This is a genomic window from Vibrio sp. CJQ_6, assembly GCF_043106745.1.
GTDB classification, from domain to species: domain Bacteria; phylum Pseudomonadota; class Gammaproteobacteria; order Enterobacterales; family Vibrionaceae; genus Vibrio; species Vibrio furnissii.
On record NZ_JBICMV010000021.1, the window covers coordinates 562,113 to 580,244 of the forward strand.

Consider the following 18,132-nt stretch of genomic DNA (forward strand, 5'->3'; position numbering starts at 1 on the left):
CACAACATGACCATTCAAGGTATCGATTTATCCGTGATTTGGGCCGTGATCATCGCGTTTGGCTTGCTGCTATATGTGATTCTCGATGGCTTTGACTTAGGCTTAGGCATTCTTTTTCCGTTCATCTCCGACCCGAAAGAGCGCGATGTGATGATGAACACGGTCGCGCCGGTGTGGGATGGCAACGAAACCTGGCTGGTGTTTGGCGGTGCGACGTTGTACGCCGCATTCCCACTGGCGTATTCCGTCATTCTGGAAGCGCTGTATCTGCCGCTGGTGCTGGTATTAGCAGGGCTGATTTTCCGTGGCGTCGCGTTTGAGTTTCGCTTTAAAGCGTCAGCTAAATCGCGTCACTGGTGGGATAAAGCGTTCATTGGTGGCTCGATCATGGCGGCGTTTTTCCAAGGCGTCGCACTGGGCACTTACGTGGCGGGTATTCCCGTGGTGAACCGCCAGTTTGCCGGTGGTGATTTTGACTGGTTGGCGCCGTTTCCACTGCTGTGTGGGTTGGGTTTGACGCTGACCTACGCGCTGCTGGGCAGTACCTGGTTGCTGATGAAAACCGACGGCATGCTGGAGAGCAAAATGCGCCACTACAGCCGCCCGCTGACTTACGCGTTGATCGTGATGATTGCGATGGTGGCGGTGTGGACCGCGTGGCTAAACCCGCAAGTGGCTGACTTGTGGCTGAGCGGTCATCACTGGGTCTTTACGGCGTCAGTGGAAGTGTTGGCGGTGATTGCCGTGGCGCTGATTTTGCGTAATCTGCGCAAACGCCACTCTTACAAACCGTTTGTTGCCACGCTGTTTTTGATTGCACTCGGCTATGTGAGTCTGATGATCAGCATCTGGCCGACCATCATTCCGCCATCGGTTGACTTCTGGCAGGCGGCGTCACCGCTTTCCAGCCAACTGTTTGCGTTGATAGGCGTGCTGTTTATCCTGCCCGTGATTCTGGCGTACACCGCGTGGGGTTACTACGTCTTTCGCGGCAAAGTGCAGGTGGGCGAGGCGTATCACTAACACCATCCCGCCAATAAAAAGGGCTTCAGATGATACCGATAGACAGGATGACGGAGTTATCTGATCAAACTCCCTGAGTGAAGAGATATCTCAGCACGACCAGATCAGGAAAGAGAGGTTTCAAGAGCAAAATGACAAGCTCGCTCTTCAGCTAAGAAAATTGAAACCATCTCTATGCATCACACACATTATTTTGTAGATGAAATCCGCGCTAGACAGGCGGATTTCATCTACAACGTGTTTGCTAGAATCTTACGTTCACAAACTCATGATCTTTTTGAACTCTTCTTCAGAGTACTTTTTCTCAGTGCTCTTAGTTAAGTCAGTCATCATTTTGTAACGGATGTCCGTTGCTATGTCCAACGTACGTTTAAGCTGTCCATAAGAATAGTCAGCGGCCATATCTAGTGCGGCTTGTTTATCCTCTTTGTACATCGTCGTTAGTGTCTTATCTAAATTCGCGACTTGTTTGTACAAGCGTGTTTCTTCCTTATCCCAAGTTTCCTTAAGTAGAGGTAGATACTTGTCTGGATTCGCCGCGGCGAGTGCGGTTAAGCTTCGGAACTGCCAGTATGCGGAGTCGTCGCTATAGGTGTCATCACCAACTTGGTACGCTTTTGGATAGTCGGTCAACGTCGAGTAAAGGGGGACGAGCACAGATTCAGGAAGTACGCCAAAGCTTTGCCAGATAACGCCCTGAAGTTCTTTTGGCATTTGCTCTCTTAGCTGAATAATATGCGATTCTACCTGACGCTCTACGCGGATTGGACGTGTGCTCTTCCCTTCCAACACGGTGCCTTTGTAGGTCGCACTCAATAACTCTGCGACATCTTCAACTGAGATTTTCTCATCTGGCTTCATAAACAGTGGGTACTGAGCGATGCGGCTTTGCTGATGTTTTGAAGGCGTTAGCATCTTTTGTCCTAACCATTCTCGGTCGGTATTGTACTCATCGCCCACGACGCCAAACGCTTTTGCGAAGTTAAATGACGTCTTGTCCGCTTTGTCGAGTAACTTGTGATCAGAAACAAACTCAAACATGCCTTTTGAGTGCAGGACATCTTTACTCGATAAATCCACGCCATGAACACGTAAACCGTTAGCAATCATTGCGTAGCTATCATCAGGTACTTTTACTGCGATCCAATGGTGACCTGAACCGATCTCAAACAGCCAAGCTTCATTGATATCGGCAATGTACAGGCTGTTTCCTTCACCAGCGCCATAGGTCTCAATGTAGTTGCCAAGTAGCTCAACCGCTTGCTTCGCACTGGTAGATTGAGGAAGAAGTAGAGTAGGAATGATGGCTTCGATTACGCCATTTTCGACCAAAGGATCGACTTTCGCGACTTTCTCGTTGATCTCTACGCTGGTTGTCGCCGAAATAGCGACATTGTGCTCATTGACGCCACGTTCTTCGTAAAATTTACCGTCGCCATCGACAGTTTTGGCATCCCAATCTGGTATAGCTGAGTAGGCGAAGAAGTGTTTAGGCATAGGGACAACAAGTCCGTTACCCAGCGTCCAATCTCCCTCTTCGTTGTCCTGTGCAGGGCGATACTCTAAATACTTGTTCCAGTTATTGATACCAAAGTCTTCGTTGCGGGCAATCATAATACTGCCGTCGGTTGAAGCACCTTTACCAACGATGATTCCGGTACAAGCGAGCGCGTTGCCACTAAGCGCAATGGCCACTGCGCTGGCTAAAAAAGTTACAGACCAAGTTTTCATCTTTATTCTCCGCATATCATGTGAAAGAACCGAAGTTCATGTCTGTTGTATTTGCAGAATTTATTGTTGTTATCTCTACCGGGTCGGTTCTCAGGGGTAAGATAAATAAGATTGAGATCCAACTCGAGTAGTATTCATCAGAATGTTGCATTTGGAGTGTAACTGCCAAGAAGAACAAATATTCATCAATTGATCACATAAGTAGTATTTGTTTTTATGGATAATTATTTGAAAAATATGCGTTTTTGCATATTTAAATATAGATAACTTGCGCATTGAAAGTGAGGGGAAAAGCGTCGTGCTGAACATTTGGATGTGCAGCATCTTGAAAATCGAGGCATGCTGATGGGTGTTGAACAACCAATGTCTCAGGCCAAGCTGACGCGTAACGAATTGGATATGTTTAAGGACTTAATCCATATCAGGATGGGTTAAGTGGCGAGAGTGCGATGCAATGAAAAAGGAACGCTGAGCGTTCCTTTTTGCTATCTATTGCGTCAACAGCCAGCGGGCGGTGGTTTCGTCGGTGACCAAACCGTTGATCCAGCGACCGCGCAGCGCGGCGAGAATGGCCGGGCGTTTGTCTTCACCACAAGCAGCGCCAATGCGTGGGCAGTCGTTGCTGCGAATATCATGGCTGGTGATGAAGGTGTTGATGGTGCAATCAATTACGTCACCTTGGGCATTAATGAATCGGCCGAGAATTTCTCCCACGGCGCCTTGTTGATTTAGCTCGTCGGCCTTATCGGCGGAGATAAAGCCATCTTGGATGATTGGGCTTGCTTTACTCAACGAGCCAATACCGATAAACACCACGTTGGCGTTGCTGGCAACGGCGGCGACTTCCTCAAACACGCGCATGCCAGTCCAGACTTTTAGTTCATCGGCTGACAGGGCGTAACGCGGCGCAGGCAACTGGTAATAGTTGGCGCGAATTTTCCGCGCCAGAATCAGCGGCACATCATCGTAGTAGTTACATTGACCATTCACGCCCATCGCGCTGATCAGCGCCACGCATTGGCTGTTGGGCGATTCGAAATCAATCCGGTTGATCGCTTTTTTCAGCGTCAGTCCCGAGCCGATGCCGATGATTTGATTCTGCTGGTCTTTGACGTATTTCGACATCAACTGAAAGCAGCCAAACGACACGTTATCTAAGGTTTCCTCGCCGCTGGTGGTGGGGACGATGTTGCACTCCACCAGTTGATACTTCGCTTTCAGCAGTTCTGCGTAATCTAAACAGGTTGAAATCGGGTGGTGCAGGCCAACCGAAACAATGCCTTCCTCTTTGGCTGCCGCAATCAAACGTTGTACCACCGGACGGGATAAACCGAGTTCAGACGCAATATCGCTCTGATTGCGACCGGAGATGTAATACATCCAAGCGGCACGCACCATTTGGTCGGTTTTAAAACTGTCGTCTCTTGCCACATTTCATCCTTACTATTCAATGTCTTGCGCCTGTTCTAAAGCTTTGATTTTTCGTCTTGGGCGCGCGAATACCTCGTATCTTCTCGCGAACGCTTGCGGAGTGCAATAGCTATCAATTACTCACAAATGAACAAAAGACCTGTAAATGGTCTTTTGTTCATTTGTGATCTATAGCTCTTTATTTGATAATTTGATCGATTAGAGTGGCGTCATTCAATAAGAACGAGGAATCATCATGACAAACCAATACACGTGGCTTCACATCGGTCTGGGTTCATTTCACCGCGCGCACCAAGCGTGGTATCTGCACAAATTGTTGGCATCGGGCGATCAACGCTGGCATATCGCTGCGGGCAACATTCGCAACGATGCCGAAGCCACCGTCGACGCGTTGCGAGCGCAAAACGGCGAATATGTGCTGGAAACCGTGAGTCCGGCGGGTGAGCGTCATTACGAAGTCATCAAGTCGATTCAAACGCTGCTGCCTTGGCAAGCGGATCTTGCACCGCTGATTGACGAAGGGGCCAAAGCGCAAACGAAAGTTATCGCTTTCACCGTGACCGAAGGCGGCTACTACCTCAAAACTGACCACACGCTGGATGTCGACAGTGCGGTCTTAAACGCTGATCTCAACGGTGGTCATCAAACCATTTACGGCACTGTGACGAAAATTCTTGAGCGCCGCATGGCAGACGATGCTGGCCCAGTGACGCTGCTTAACTGTGACAACGTGCGTCACAACGGCGAACGTTTTCGCGATGGGTTGATGGAGTTTCTGACGCTGACTGGCAAAACCGATGTGTTGCAATGGGTGAAAGAGAACACCACCTGTCCGAATACCATGGTCGATCGCATCACGCCGCGCCCAGCGGCTGATCTACCTGCTCGCATCAAACAGCAAACGGGCATTGATGATCAAGCGCCTGTGATGGGCGAAACCTTTATTCAATGGGTGATTGAAGACAACTTTAAAGACGCTCGACCAGCGCTGGAAACGGTGGGTGTTGAAATGGTGGATTCAGTGATCCCGTATGAAGAAGCGAAAATCCGCATTCTCAACTCGTCGCACAGCTGCATTGCGTGGGCGGGCACCTTGCTGGGGCAGTCGTTTATTCACGACAGCACGCTGACCGAGAGCATCTACAAAATTGCGCATGATTACGTGACGCAGGATGTGATCCCTTGCTTGGGTGACAACGGCATCGACCTGCCCACGTATCGTGATGTGGTACTAGAGCGTTTTACCAACCCATACATCAAAGACACCAACCAGCGTGTGGCGGCAGACGGTTTCTCGAAAATTCCGGCGATGATCACCCCAACGATGATTGAGTGTTACCAACGTGGCGTCGCGCCGCAAGCAACCGCGATGTTGCCTGCGTTGTTCTTCGTGTTTATGCAGCAGTGGCACAAAGGCGTTCTACCTTATGAGTATCAAGACGGCATTCTGGATGCGGCGGCAGTGCATGCGATGTTTGAGTCGGTAGACCCAATTGCAGTCTATGCACATGACAAAGCATTGTTTGGTGAATTGGCTGAGCGCGCTGAATTTGAAGCGCTGCTGCGCGAGAAAATCGCCGCCGTTTACCCCATGATTCAGTAAGGAGCAGGTATGTATTTAGGAATTGACCTTGGCACGTCGGAAGTGAAAGCACTGGTGATTGATGAGCACGGTGAAACCGTCGCCACACACAGTGCGCCGCTGACGATTCAACGCCCGCATCCGCATTGGTCTGAGCAAGCGCCGCAAGAGTGGTGGGAAGCCACCAACTATCTGATTGGCGCGTTGCGAGAAAAGTGCACCGAACATTGGGGCGCGATCAAAGCGATTGGCCTGTCGGGGCAGATGCATGGGGCCGTACTGCTGGATCACCACGATGCGGTGATTCGCCCGGCAATTTTGTGGAACGACACGCGTTGCCACGAAGAGTGCGCGGAACTGGAAGCGGCTGCGCCGGATTTGCATGACATTGCGGGCAACTTGGCCATGCCGGGGTTTACCGCGCCGAAGCTGATTTGGGTGCGTAAACATGAACCGGAAAACTTTGCGCGCATTCAGACTGTGTTGCTGCCGAAAGATTACCTGCGCCTCAAAATGACCGGGCGAAAAGTCTCTGATATGTCGGATTCGGCAGGTACCTTGTGGCTGGATGTCGCCAAGCGCGATTGGTCCGATGCGCTGCTGGATGCATGCCAACTGACGCGCGCTCAAATGCCTGAACTGGTGGAAGGGTGCGACGTGTCGGCGTCACTCTCGGCAGAGATGGCGCACAAATGGGGCTTGAGTCCATCGGTAATTGTTGCTGGTGGCGGCGGTGATAACGCCGTGAGTGCGATTGGTGTCGGTGCAGTGAATCCAGGCGATGCATTCATCTCCTTGGGCACATCCGGGGTGTTGTTTGTGGTGAACGAACAATATCGCCCCGCGCCTCAATCGGCGGTACATGCGTTTTGTCATGTGTTGCCACAGCGTTGGCATCAGATGAGCGTCATGCTCAGCGCAGCCAGCTGTTTGCAGTGGTTCTGCCGCATTGTCGGAGCGACCGAGGTGGAACTGCTGGCGGACATCGAGCAGTTGAGTGAGGAAGAAAAAGCCAAAGCGCCGCTGTTCTTGCCTTACCTCTCTGGGGAGCGTACGCCGCACAACGACCCGCAAGCTATGGGCATGTTCCACAGCATGAGCCATTCAACCAATCGCGCATTGTTGGGTTATGCCGTGATTGAAGGTGTGAGCTTTGGGATTGCAGATGGTCTGCGCGTCTTGCAAGACAGCGGAACCCAGATTGACCAGTGTTCGTTGGTCGGCGGCGGCGCTCGTAGCCCATTCTGGGCGCAGTTGCTGGCAGACACCCTCGGCCTGCCGATTGTGACGCACAAAGGCGGTGAAACCGGCGGCGCACTGGGCGCAGCGCGTCTGGCATGTTTGGCGTCCGGTAAATCCATGGCACAGGTGTGTAAAAAGCCAGACATTCACCGCATTTACCAACCTTGCGCGGATCGCAAACCCGTGTTGAGCGAGCGCTATGCTCGGTTCCGCGCCCTTTATCAAAACGATTTGGCCTTACGGTCATAACCTCGGCCATTAAGAGCCTATTTAAAAAGAATTTTTAGAAGAATCATCACAACCCTCATGGACTGCGCCCCTGCAAAGGGGCGTGGGATTCCTTTACCCTACGAAACGAGGAATATATGGAAAACGTAAGCAAACAGTGGCTTGGATTGCCGCTCAATCTGATCTGGGGATACATCGCGATTGCCATCTTTATGACCGGCGATGGCTTTGAGCTGGCATTCCTGTCGCACTACATCACGGAGTTGGGCTTTACGCCAGCGCAGTCCTCTTTTGCCTTTACGCTGTATGGTTTGGCTGCCGCGCTGGCAGCTTGGGTGTCCGGTGTGGTTGCAGAGATCATCACACCGCAGAAAACGATGAAAATCGGCTTTTTGCTGTGGTGTACTTTCCACGTTCTGTTCTTAACCTTCGGGTTAGGGCAGTCAAACTACGCGCTCATTTTGCTGTTCTACGGCATTCGCGGCTTTGCTTATCCGCTGTTCCTCTACTCCTTCATTGTGGTGATCGTGCACAACGTGCGCAGTGATGGTGTCAGTTCCGCGCTGGGTTGGTTCTGGACGGTGTATTCGATCGGCATCGGCGTGGCCGGAAGCTACATTCCAAGTTTCACCATTCCTTGGATTGGCGAGCTGGGTACTTTGTGGCTGTCATTGGCGTTTTGTGCCGCTGGCGGTTTGATTGCCATGATAGCGCTGCGCAAGGTGAAAACGCCGACGCACATGCACAATCTCACCACCAAACAGAAACTGACCGAGCTCAGCCGCGCCGTGACGCTGCTTTACACCAACAAAAATGTGCTCTATTCCAGCTTTGTTCGCATCATCAATACGCTATCGCTGTTTGGTTTTGCGGTCATCATGCCGATGATGTTTGTCGACGATTTAGGCTTTACGACATCCGAATGGCTTCAGGTGTGGGCGGTCTTCTTCTTCACCACCATCTTTTCCAATGTCTTCTGGGGCATCATGGGCGAAAAACTGGGTTGGTTGAAAGTGGTTCGCTGGTTTGGTTGTGTGGGCATGGCGCTGTCGAGCCTTGCGTTCTATTACATTCCGCAGCACTTTGGCAATAACTTCGCCATGGCGCTGATCCCGGCGATTGCGCTGGGTATTTTTGTCGCCGCATTTGTGCCAATGGCCGCTGTTTTTCCGGCCTTGGAGCCGAATCATAAAGGCGCGGCGATTTCGGTGTATAACCTGTCGGCTGGTTTATCGAACTTTTTGGCGCCAGCGATTGCAGTGATCGTGTTGCCGTACTTCAGCACCATCGGGGTCGTGATTGCCTATACTGCCTTGTACGTGCTGGCGTTTTTCTTCACCTATCGCATCAAGGTGGAGCAACCTGGATTTGAAACCGAATTTGTTGATTCAGGTAAAGTCACCGTTGCATAACACGGTTTAGGGTATGGCAATGGCTTTGATTGCCATCCCTTTTTTTATTTTTTTTGAGGTAAGTATGAACAAGAAAGCAGTAATTTTTGATATGGATGGCGTGATCATTGACTCTGAGCCGCTATGGCAAGAAGCGCAGATTGAATCGTTGGCTGGGTTTGGTGTGGCGATCACCCGTCAGGACTGCGAACAACTGACCATGGGCAAGCGTATTGATGAGATTGCACGCACATGGTGTGAAACGTATGCGCTGGTGGTTGATTCACAAGTATTAGAAACCCTGATTCTGACCAAGCTGTGCCAACGCATTTCGGCAACGGGCAAAGCGATGGCTGGTGTGTACGACGCCTTACAATTTTTTGCCGAACAAGGCATGCGCATTGCGCTCGCCACCTCTTCAAACCATGTGGTGATCCAAGCGGTGTTTGACCGTTTAGCGCTGTGGGACAAATTCAGCGTGATTTGCAGTGCGGAAGATGAAAAGCACGGCAAGCCGCAACCGGATGTGTACCTGACCGCTGCACGCAAACTCGACGTTGCGGTGGCGGATTGCTTGGTGATTGAAGACAGCTTTACCGGCTTAACTGCGGCCAAACGCGCCCAGATGACCACGTATTTGGTATCACCACATGCTGACCAAGCGCGCTTTGCCATTGCTGACGCTCAATTTTTCAACCTGACAGCGGTGATTGACGCCTTGCGTACCCAGTGCCGAGCGTCATGATAGGCGTGATTGTGGTTAAATAAGTCTCAGTGATTGGATTGATTATGGACTTTTAGTTCCGCAATGTTTGGCAGTGTTGGCAATCGAATCCCCGCGGATTCCGACGCATAATGCAATCACTTTGAAAACACAGCGACTCAGTCGCCAGCTTGAGCGAGAGCCAAGCATCCATTATTTTTGCGGGGAAATACCATGTCTAACCAAATTATTGCCGACCTAACTAAACGTTACACAGCCAAACGTTATGATGCGAACAAAAAAATCTCATCCGACGATATGGCGATCATCAAAGAGGCGCTGCGCCTGTCGGCTTCATCGATCAATGCACAGCCTTGGAAGTTCATTGTGATTGAGAGTGATGCCGCGAAGCAGCGTTTCCACGACACATTTGCCCGCATGCACCAGTTCAACCAACCGCACGCGAAAGCGGCGTCGCACACCGTGTTGCTAGCATACAACCCTAAATTCACTAAAGAAGATTATCGCAAAGTTGCGGACGTTGAAGTCTCTTCAGGTCACCTGCCTGCGGAGCGTTACGACGGTTTCCTCAATGGTGCGTATACCTTTGCCGAGTCCAACACCGACGAAAACGGCTTCAACGGTCACTGGACCAAAGCACAAACTTACATCGCATTGGGTAACCTTTTACACGTGCTGGCACGTCTGGGCATCGATTCCACTCCGATGGAAGGTGTCGACCAAGCGCTGATTGGCGAAGTTTTCAGTGAAGAGCTGGATGGGTATGTGTGTGATGTGGCGGTCGCAATGGGTTACCACCTAGAGCTGGAAGACTACAACCATGGCCTGCCAAAAGCGCGTTTGCCAATGGAAGACGTTCTGACTGTTCTTTGATTTTAGATAGATGATGAGTACATGCATTAAAACGTGACTCACACTTTATCGAACCATGTATTGGGTCTTTGAGTATCAGTGACAAAGCGTAGTGAGATGCTACGCTTTGTCGAGGAAAGTAAGATGAAAATAGCCATCGCAGCAGCCAGTGGACAATTAGGCTCAGCCGTTGTCAAAGCACTGCTTCAGTTTACGCCATCTCATCAAGTGGTAGCGCTCGCGCGTACCGTTGAAAGAGCGATGTCGTTGGGTGTTGAGGTTCGTCCAGGCGATTACAATCAACAGGCACAGCTTGAAAAATCACTGCAAGGCATTGATACGTTATTGATGGTGACGAGTATGAGCCATGCAGATGAACGCATGATTCAACATCGCAATGTCATTACGGCGGCGCAGCGAGCTGGTGTTCGTAAAATCGTTTATACCAGTATCCAAGGGGCAGAGCACGACACTGCGTTTTCTCCTGTGGTGCAAAGTAACCGAAAAACCGAGTTGATGCTTCAGCAATCTGGATTGGATTGGGTTATTGGGCGCAATGGGATTTACATCGAACCGGACGTGGAATATTTGAATGAATACGTTGCCGCCGGTGAAGTGGCAAATAGTGCCGGAGATGGCTTATGTAGTTATACCACGCGTGATGAATTGGCTTATGCCTACGCGAAACTTCTGACCGACGATAAGCACAATGGCCAGATTTACAATCTCAATGGTCAGCCAATGAGCCAGTATCAATTGGTGCGTTATTTAAATGAAACTTTTAATACGCACTTAGTTTATGTTCCAATGGATACTGAAGCATTTAGATTGAGCCGTATTCCTGAATTGGGCGATTTCTTAGGGAATGTGGTTGGTGGCATATATGAGAGCATTCAGACCAACCAACTGAACAATGAAAGTCAGTTTTACGCTGCAGCGGGCAGGCAACACATCACGTGGGATGAGTACTTTCAACGTTTGAAATCATAAATAAATGCCACGACAGGTGGCATTTAGACAACAACTTAAGATCAATACTATGAACTCATCAGTTACCCGACGCAGCTTTCAGCTACATTATGAACACTATGGTTTCATCGTTGTTACGCTGTTATCTCTGGTTCTCATCGCATTTCCAAGCTATAGCATTTCCGCGATTTCTCATGTCACGCAAACCTTCGTTGAACATTTTGGTCTCAGCTTCTTGTTGTTCTCGTCCGCTACGATTTTTGTGTGCTTGCTGATTGCAATGAGCCCGATAGGGAATATCAAATTAGGGGGGCAAGCGGCCAAGGTTGAATTCTCAACGTTTAGTTGGATAACCATGCTCTTTACCTGTGGCATGGGATCAGGATTGGTCTTTTGGGGCGTCGCGGAGCCAACGTCACATTTTGCTCATATGCCTGCTTTTGGCATTTCGCCTGCAGATAAAATCGACAACGCTTTGGCGCTGACTTATTTCCACTGGGGGCTACATGCATGGTGTATCTATGCGTTGGCTGGGCTTACCATCGCGTGGTTTACGTTTAATCGCGGGCGACCTTTGTTCATTTCTTCCAGTGTGAATGCCGAGTCTAAACGCGGCTTATTTGTGACCATGGATTGGTTGGCCATTGTGGCGATTCTGTTTGGTGTCGCGGGGACGTTTGCCAATACCATTGCTTTGATTCAGGCGGGTGTGGAGAATATTTTTGGTGTCAATGCAGACTCTGTGCTGTTTAGGTACAGCATCATCTTTGTGATTTCTATCTGCTTTACAGGGTCATCATTACTGGGGTTAAACAAGGGAATTAAGCGACTGAGCCAACTCAACATCGTGCTTCTATTGGTGATGATGATGTTTGTCGTGATGTCATTTGACCCCATCACGATTCTAAATCGCGTAGCGTCATCTACGGCTCGCTACGTCGAAATCTTACCCGACGTTTCATTTTCACTTGCGCCTGACAATGAGCAATGGAGTGTGGGCTGGACGATTATCTATATTGTCTGGTGGATCGCCTGGGCGCCCTTTGTTGGCCCTTTCATTGCAAGAATTAGCCAAGGTCGGACGGTTCGTCAGTTTATTCTGTGTGTCGCGCTTGTACCGTCATTGGCCTCAGTTTTATGGTTCACGGTGTTTGGTGGTACGGCTTTGGAACAAGCCTCTGCCAGTCTAATTATTGATGCTGTGGATCTGGATTATACGCAAGGCTTGTTTCTGTTTTTGGACCAATTGCCGCATGGCAGCATGATTGCCTGCCTCGCGATTGTTTTGTTAATCACTTTTATCATTACCAGCGCTGACTCTGCGTTACTGGTTTGCGGTATGTTAGATGGAAAAACCGGGAAAAGAAACACCATGCTCTGGGCGATTGTACTGCTGGGCTTATCGCTCAGTCTGATCTATATCAACGATGTGAACCTCAACAAACAGGTCGCCATTGCTGGCGCGTTACCTTTCACGTTTGTTCTCATTGTGCAAATCGTTTCTATGTTGAATGATATGGTCAAACAATATCAATCGTCGACTGCCTAAAGCCGTCACTCACCATGCATTGTTTAGATATGCATTGTTTAGATAGAACGGCTTCACCCTTTATTGCTTTTTTGATTGGATAATCTATGTCAATTAGTCACCAGTTGTCTCTGTTTGTCGATGTGGTCCGTCAGGGGTCATTTACCAAAGCGGCGTTATTGCATGATATGGATAACTCGGCGCTGTCAAAGCAGATCAAAAAACTGGAACAGAGCTTGGGCGTGCAACTGCTGAATCGTTCAACCCGCACCATTTCACTAACGCCGGTGGGGGAGCAAATCTATCAGCAAGCGCAAGTGCTGGAAGACACGCTCAACAATATTCAGCGCATTGCCGAAACGCATCAATTAACACCGAGTGGCAGCATCAAAATTGCTGCGCCTAACTATTTCGGCCAGCGCTATTTGCAGCCGGTGCTGGATGCGTTCATTGGCAAATACCCGGATGTAGAGCTGACGCTGATCTTAGATGACAAACGCGCCGACATCATTGCGGATAAGTTTGATGTCGCGATTCGAATCGGCAAATTGGCCGATTCCAACTTGATCGCCAAGAAGATCACCAACACCAATTTTGTGCTGATCGCGTCCAATGATTTCGTGGCGAAACATGGCTTGCCGCAAAGCCCTGAGGCATTAATTGCGCTACCTGCGGTGATTTACGCCAATGGCGATGTGACGTTGGACAAACTGACCATCAGCTGCGAACCGAGCAGCCAAGAGATGCTCAACCTGACCATGAAAGGCAACTTCAAAGTTAACGATGTAAAGCTGGTGGTGGAGTCGATCAAAAAAGGTGTCGGGTATGGACTGATTGACATGTTTGGTTTGGAAGAGTCATTAGAAGAGGCGGGGTTGGTGCAATTGCTGCCGGATTATGTGATTTCCACCATGAGTACCGGCATCTACGCCATCTATCCCAATCGCCAGCGCAGCCTGTTGGTTGATGATTTTGTCAGTTTGCTGCTGAACCACCTCGGCGAGCGGCCATTCTGGCTCGATTATGTCGATATGAACTAAAAAAGCGAGCTGAATAGCTCGCTTTTGACTTGAGAACGGAAGCTTATTTCACGTAAACCCGTGGGTTCGCGCTGCCCCACAAAGTGTAAAGTTCAGGGAAAATCACGTCAGCGTTGTTTTCCATTTCCGAGGCAGAAATGGTTTCGCCTTGTGAATGACCAAACAACACCACTTCGCTGCCTGCTTTCACGCCTTTGATATGCGTCACGTCCACCATGGTGGTGTTCATTGACGCCACACCCACCACGTTGGCGCGTTGACCATTGATGATCACCTGCGCTTTGTTGCCCATTTTACGTGGGTAACCGTCTGAGTAACCGACCGGAATGTTCGCCATCAGGCTGTCTTGCTGCGTGGTGAAGGTGCTGTCGTAACCCACGGTGCTGTTTTTCGGCAGGTGGTGCAGTGATGCCACGCGCGTTTTGAAAGACACGATGGATGGGTATTCCGGATTGGTTGGCTGATCGCCGTACAGGACGCCGCCCGGACGCACCATATCCAGTTGCGCTTCTGGCACATTCAGCGCGGTGAACGAGTTCGCCACGTGCAGCAGGATGTCTTCGCGGTTCAGTTTCGCTTCTTTGATCAACCATGCTGAATGGGTGTTGAATGACGCCAGTTTTTGGCGCACTTCGTCCGCATCGTAGCTTGGGAAATGGGTCATGATACCGACAATGCGCACGCCTTTGGCGGCCGCGATTTGTAGTGATTCTTTTTTGCCCGCGTCGGTGGTCATATCAATCCCGTTGCGACCCATGCCACCATCGTTCAGTGCAAGATGTACTTTGATGTCGTGACCGGCCTTTTTCGCCAAAGCAGACAGCGCTTTAGCTTGCTCGGCGCTACCAATCAGCTCTTCGACGTTCAAGTGCATCGCGTCTTTGATTTCGCCCAGGCTGGCTGAACGAACACGCATCAATTCACCTTTAAAACCGCTGTCGCGCACGGCTTGCGCTTCGGCGTTGCTGGCAATCGCCACGCAAGGAATTTGCTGCTCTAGAATGGTTGGCATCAAACCTTGAATGCCATTGCCGTAAGCGTTGGCTTTCATCACCGCACAAATTTTAGTGTGGTTGTTCATCTTCGATTTGAACTGTTCGATGTTGTCGCGAAATTGCGTCAAGTTGATTTCAAGCCAAGCGTTCGCTGCTTGGATGTTCTGTTGCTGATTGTCGTCGCTGGCAATATGTAAAGGCGCGCTGAGCGCTGGTGTAGCGGTCGCGAAAGTGGCGGCAGCGATGGACAAAGCAAGGAAGGTTTGTTTAATGCGCATAATGTCTCCATACGAAAATACGTGAGTGGTTGGGTAAATCTACGGATCAGACAGCGGAAATCATGCACTCCGACGGCGCCGGAGTGCGTGACGATCAGCTCAGTTTAAAACGTCCCATGACTTCTTGTAGCGACACAGACAACTGGCTGAGTTCGCGGCAGGCTTGCGCCGTTTGCTCTGAGCCTTGCGAAACTTCCTGCGAAGCAAAGTGGATGTTTTCAATGCTGCGGCTGAGTTCTTCTGCGACTGAATCTTGCTGGTTACAGGCGGTCGCGATTTGACTGCCCATGTCCGAAATGTCGGCAATCGCGCTTTCGATTTCACCCATCAACTGCTTCGATTGCAGGCCTTGTTGCGCACACCCGGTGATGCTGGTGCGTGACAATTCGGTCGCTGATTTGGCGTTTTTGGCCAGCGTTTGCAACTGCTCGATGATGGTGGTGATTTCTGCGGTCGATTGCTGCGTGCGGCCTGCCAGTGTGCGCACTTCATCGGCCACGACAGCAAAACCACGGCCTGATTCACCGGCACGTGCAGCTTCAATCGCGGCATTCAATGCCAGCAGGTTGGTTTGGTCAGCAATGTCGCGAATCACATCCACAATCACGTTGATCTTGCTGGATTGCAGTTCCAGCTCGGTCACGGTGTCACCGGCATTGCCGATCACGTTCGCCACGTCTTCAATGGTATCGACCATGTGCTGCGTTTCACGCACACCGTGCTGTGTGCGCTCATTGGCTTCACTGGCTTGGCTGGCAGATTCATCGGTGTTGCGTGCGACGTCGGCTACCGCCGCTTTCATTTCAGTCATCGCGGTGGCGATGTGAGTGATTTGCAGTTGCTGATCTTTCATGCCCGCCGCAGACAAATCGGAAATTTGCGTCATTTCCTCCACCGCGCTACTCAATTGAGTGACTGCGGCAATCACGTTGTCGATTACTTGGCGCAGGTCGTCTTGCATTTTGCTGGTGGCATCAGCCAGTTCGCCCAATTCGTCGTTGCCGATGGCGTCGCGATCGATGCTGCTGGAGAGATCGCCTTTCGCAATCAAGTTCGCTTGTTCTACCACTAATTTAAGTGGGCCACAGATCAGACGAGTTAATACCAACGTCATTGCAATCATCATAACGAGAATAATGATGTTGCTTGTAATTGAAGATGTACTTAAGTCATTTACCGAGGTCAGAATATGACGTTTATTATCTTCCATGGCTTTTTTAAGCACTTGAATCAGTTCGCCCAGTTCAGCGTCAAGGTCTTGGAAAGCAGATAAAGATGAGGCAAGAATAGGTTGTGCTTTGACTTTGTCGTTCGCTAACATGGCGGTGTTATATTGATCCATCGTACCGAGATAAATTTCCCAGTTACGCATGATTCGTTTAAACGTTTGCTCTTCTTCTCCCGGCCAAACAGTTTTTCCGTAAGCTTCTAATTCACGAGCAATTTCGTTTCTTTTGCGAATGTTCCCCGCAATTTGATTACTTATTTTATCAGCGTCATCTAATGTATACGCGACAAATTGAGAGCGTCTCCAACGCGAAAGATCATCACGAATCGCGTCTACACGTTCTACGGCAGGCAAGGTGTCGTCGGTGTAGTTCAGCAATTCTGCCTTAATACTCTTCAGTTCTGTCGATAAGAACACGCCGAAGGCAATATTAATCAGAGCGATGATCAGAAAAGAAAAAGAAATCTTCTTTGCTATCGAAAGATTCTTGATAAACATATCTTGATATACCTTGATTTATTATTTTGATTACAAAGTAAACCATGTCCGTATATGTAAATTTGATCCGTATTTTTACCGCAAGGCGTGCAAGTTACCATTAATCGATTCGATTTTCGATATGGATTATTGATTAAATATAAAATAATTTATGTCAATAATTTGATACATGCCATAAACATGTAAATTTTGACGCAGTCATAATTATGACGATGAATAAATATCGTGCAATTGTATTTATTTACGCAAAATTTAAATAAAAACGTCAATTAAACTAACCCGAAAGGGGTAGGTGTTTATTTGGGTGTATTCATTTTTTATCACGCAAACGAGTGCGCGGAAAATATGTTTTTTTATTCTGAAAAAATCATGTGAATACGCTTCAAATCTTGGTGAAAAAATAGAAATCAATCTCGAATGTGATGGGATGGTTGGCGTAAATGTGCCGAACGCGGCCCAACATGGGGGTATTTGTGGGATGACGTGCTGCGCAATCCGGACGACGAATGAGACGGTTGGGGTGAGTACGAGGCATAAGGATTAGTTATGAAAATAGTTATCATTCATATTGTCATCTGTTAACATGCTGGGCTCATCACTGATCACTCACGTTGTAATCCGCCATGTACCAACTTGTCGATGCGTCCTTTGATATAGACGGGAAGACGATTTTATCGCCGACCACGCTCACCTTTGAACCCCAAAAAATCACCACATTGCTGGGACACAATGGCTGTGGTAAATCGACATTGATCAAGCTGTTGAGTCGCCAGAATGCGCCCACGCAAGGGCAGGTGTTCTACGACCAACAAAGCGTTGCTTCATACTCTCATCTTGAATTTGCTCACCGTGTGGCTTACTTGCCGCAGCATCCGCCGATCACCGACGGCGTCACCGTACGTGAACTGGTGCGCTTTGGGCGCTATCCATGGAAAGGCGCATTTGGCCGCTATAGCAAAGACGATCATCACATTGTCGAGCAAGCCATTACGCAGGTGGGTTTAAATGCGTTTGCGGATCGATTTGTGGCGACGCTGTCTGGCGGTGAGCGGCAACGTGCTTGGGTGGCGATGCTACTGGCGCAGCAGAGCCAATGCATTTTGCTTGATGAACCGACATCGGCACTGGATGTGGCGCACCAATACGAGTTGCTGGCACTGATCAAAGAGTTGAATCGTACCTTAAATCTTACCGTGATTATGGTGCTGCACGATGTGAACATGGCGGCCAAATTCAGCGACACCTTGATCGCGCTTCGGGGCGGGAAGGTGATTGCCTCCGGCACGCCAGACGAATTAATGACACCAGCCACGCTGCAACAGATCTACGGCATGGAATTGGCGCTGTTCCCGCATCCGAAAACCGGCACGCCCATCAGTTATATCCCTTAAA

Annotated in this window: 14 protein-coding genes; 10 read left to right on the forward strand and 4 right to left on the reverse strand. The window is 49.6% G+C overall.

Annotated elements, in window-relative coordinates:
• Positions 1–6: 6 nt before the first annotated feature.
• A complete protein-coding gene (cydB, locus tag ACF8PK_RS13345; RefSeq protein WP_208550820.1) occupies positions 7–1,023 on the forward strand; it encodes a cytochrome d ubiquinol oxidase subunit II in 1,017 nt (338 codons plus the stop codon).
• Between the two features lie 258 nt (positions 1,024–1,281).
• On the opposite strand, the gene ACF8PK_RS13350 is transcribed toward cydB, so the two are convergent.
• Positions 1,282–2,754 carry a C69 family dipeptidase gene (locus ACF8PK_RS13350; protein WP_208550821.1) on the reverse strand — a complete coding sequence of 491 codons (1,473 nt, stop codon included), beginning with the start codon at positions 2,752–2,754 and terminating at the stop codon, positions 1,282–1,284.
• A 489-nt stretch (positions 2,755–3,243) separates the two neighbouring features.
• Positions 3,244–4,185, reverse strand: a complete 942-nt coding sequence (locus ACF8PK_RS13355; protein ID WP_055465656.1) for a sugar-binding transcriptional regulator — start codon at positions 4,183–4,185, stop codon at positions 3,244–3,246.
• Positions 4,186–4,420: 235 nt separating this feature from the next.
• Between ACF8PK_RS13355 and dalD the strand changes: the two genes are divergently transcribed.
• The 8 genes from dalD (at position 4,421) to ACF8PK_RS13395 (ending at position 13,741) form a co-directional block, all read left to right on the forward strand.
• Positions 4,421–5,788 (forward strand): D-arabinitol 4-dehydrogenase, encoded by a 1,368-nt coding sequence (gene dalD / locus ACF8PK_RS13360; RefSeq protein WP_392441743.1) that lies wholly within the window; start codon positions 4,421–4,423, stop codon positions 5,786–5,788.
• 9 nt (positions 5,789–5,797) lie between these two features.
• The gene (xylB, locus tag ACF8PK_RS13365) at positions 5,798–7,258 is read left to right on the forward strand and encodes a xylulokinase (protein ID WP_392441745.1); all 1,461 of its coding nucleotides are present in this window, start codon (positions 5,798–5,800) and stop codon (positions 7,256–7,258) included.
• 116 nt (positions 7,259–7,374) lie between these two features.
• Entirely contained in the window at positions 7,375–8,649 is a 1,275-nt protein-coding gene (locus ACF8PK_RS13370; RefSeq protein ID WP_004726903.1) for an MFS transporter, read from the forward strand.
• A 64-nt stretch (positions 8,650–8,713) separates the two neighbouring features.
• A complete protein-coding gene (gene hxpB, locus ACF8PK_RS13375; RefSeq protein ID WP_392441747.1) occupies positions 8,714–9,373 on the forward strand; it encodes a hexitol phosphatase HxpB in 660 nt (219 codons plus the stop codon).
• 192 nt (positions 9,374–9,565) lie between these two features.
• Complete coding sequence (locus tag ACF8PK_RS13380) at positions 9,566–10,225, forward strand: NAD(P)H-dependent oxidoreductase (RefSeq protein ID WP_014257496.1); 660 nt, start codon at positions 9,566–9,568, stop codon at positions 10,223–10,225.
• A gap of 123 nt (positions 10,226–10,348) precedes the next feature.
• The gene (locus ACF8PK_RS13385; RefSeq protein WP_004726900.1) at positions 10,349–11,194 is read left to right on the forward strand and encodes an NAD(P)H-binding protein; all 846 of its coding nucleotides are present in this window, start codon (positions 10,349–10,351) and stop codon (positions 11,192–11,194) included.
• A gap of 49 nt (positions 11,195–11,243) precedes the next feature.
• Positions 11,244–12,722: a BCCT family transporter gene (locus ACF8PK_RS13390; RefSeq protein ID WP_392441749.1), complete on the forward strand. Its 1,479-nt coding sequence runs from the start codon at positions 11,244–11,246 to the stop codon at positions 12,720–12,722.
• An 86-nt stretch (positions 12,723–12,808) separates the two neighbouring features.
• Positions 12,809–13,741, forward strand: a complete 933-nt coding sequence (locus ACF8PK_RS13395) for a LysR family transcriptional regulator (protein WP_004726898.1) — start codon at positions 12,809–12,811, stop codon at positions 13,739–13,741.
• Positions 13,742–13,784: 43 nt separating this feature from the next.
• On the opposite strand, the gene alr is transcribed toward ACF8PK_RS13395, so the two are convergent.
• Together alr and ACF8PK_RS13405 are read right to left on the reverse strand one after the other, a co-directional pair.
• Positions 13,785–15,014: an alanine racemase gene (gene alr / locus ACF8PK_RS13400; protein ID WP_004726897.1), complete on the reverse strand. Its 1,230-nt coding sequence runs from the start codon at positions 15,012–15,014 to the stop codon at positions 13,785–13,787.
• Positions 15,015–15,108: 94 nt separating this feature from the next.
• Complete coding sequence (locus ACF8PK_RS13405; RefSeq protein WP_154179769.1) at positions 15,109–16,740, reverse strand: methyl-accepting chemotaxis protein; 1,632 nt, start codon at positions 16,738–16,740, stop codon at positions 15,109–15,111.
• Positions 16,741–17,363: 623 nt separating this feature from the next.
• On the opposite strand from ACF8PK_RS13405, the gene ACF8PK_RS13410 reads away from it, so the two are divergent.
• Positions 17,364–18,131 carry an ABC transporter ATP-binding protein gene (locus ACF8PK_RS13410; protein ID WP_004726895.1) on the forward strand — a complete coding sequence of 256 codons (768 nt, stop codon included), beginning with the start codon at positions 17,364–17,366 and terminating at the stop codon, positions 18,129–18,131.
• Position 18,132 lies beyond the last annotated feature (1 nt).

Bases quoted from the DNA above. Each gene is read 5' to 3' on its own strand.
- ACF8PK_RS13380 (WP_014257496.1), top strand. From the start codon at position 9,566: ATGTCTAACCAAATTATTGCCGACCTAACTAAACGTTACACAGCCAAA.
- ACF8PK_RS13410 (WP_004726895.1), top strand. From the start codon at position 17,364: ATGTACCAACTTGTCGATGCGTCCTTTGATATAGACGGGAAGACGATT.
- ACF8PK_RS13370 (WP_004726903.1), top strand. From the start codon at position 7,375: ATGGAAAACGTAAGCAAACAGTGGCTTGGATTGCCGCTCAATCTGATC.
- hxpB (WP_392441747.1), top strand. From the start codon at position 8,714: ATGAACAAGAAAGCAGTAATTTTTGATATGGATGGCGTGATCATTGAC.
- ACF8PK_RS13390 (WP_392441749.1), top strand. From the start codon at position 11,244: ATGAACTCATCAGTTACCCGACGCAGCTTTCAGCTACATTATGAACAC.
- ACF8PK_RS13395 (WP_004726898.1), top strand. From the start codon at position 12,809: ATGTCAATTAGTCACCAGTTGTCTCTGTTTGTCGATGTGGTCCGTCAG.
- alr (WP_004726897.1), bottom strand. From the start codon at position 15,014: ATGCGCATTAAACAAACCTTCCTTGCTTTGTCCATCGCTGCCGCCACT.
- ACF8PK_RS13385 (WP_004726900.1), top strand. From the start codon at position 10,349: ATGAAAATAGCCATCGCAGCAGCCAGTGGACAATTAGGCTCAGCCGTT.
- xylB (WP_392441745.1), top strand. From the start codon at position 5,798: ATGTATTTAGGAATTGACCTTGGCACGTCGGAAGTGAAAGCACTGGTG.
- cydB (WP_208550820.1), top strand. From the start codon at position 7: ATGACCATTCAAGGTATCGATTTATCCGTGATTTGGGCCGTGATCATC.
- ACF8PK_RS13405 (WP_154179769.1), bottom strand. From the start codon at position 16,740: ATGTTTATCAAGAATCTTTCGATAGCAAAGAAGATTTCTTTTTCTTTT.
- dalD (WP_392441743.1), top strand. From the start codon at position 4,421: ATGACAAACCAATACACGTGGCTTCACATCGGTCTGGGTTCATTTCAC.
- ACF8PK_RS13350 (WP_208550821.1), bottom strand. From the start codon at position 2,754: ATGAAAACTTGGTCTGTAACTTTTTTAGCCAGCGCAGTGGCCATTGCG.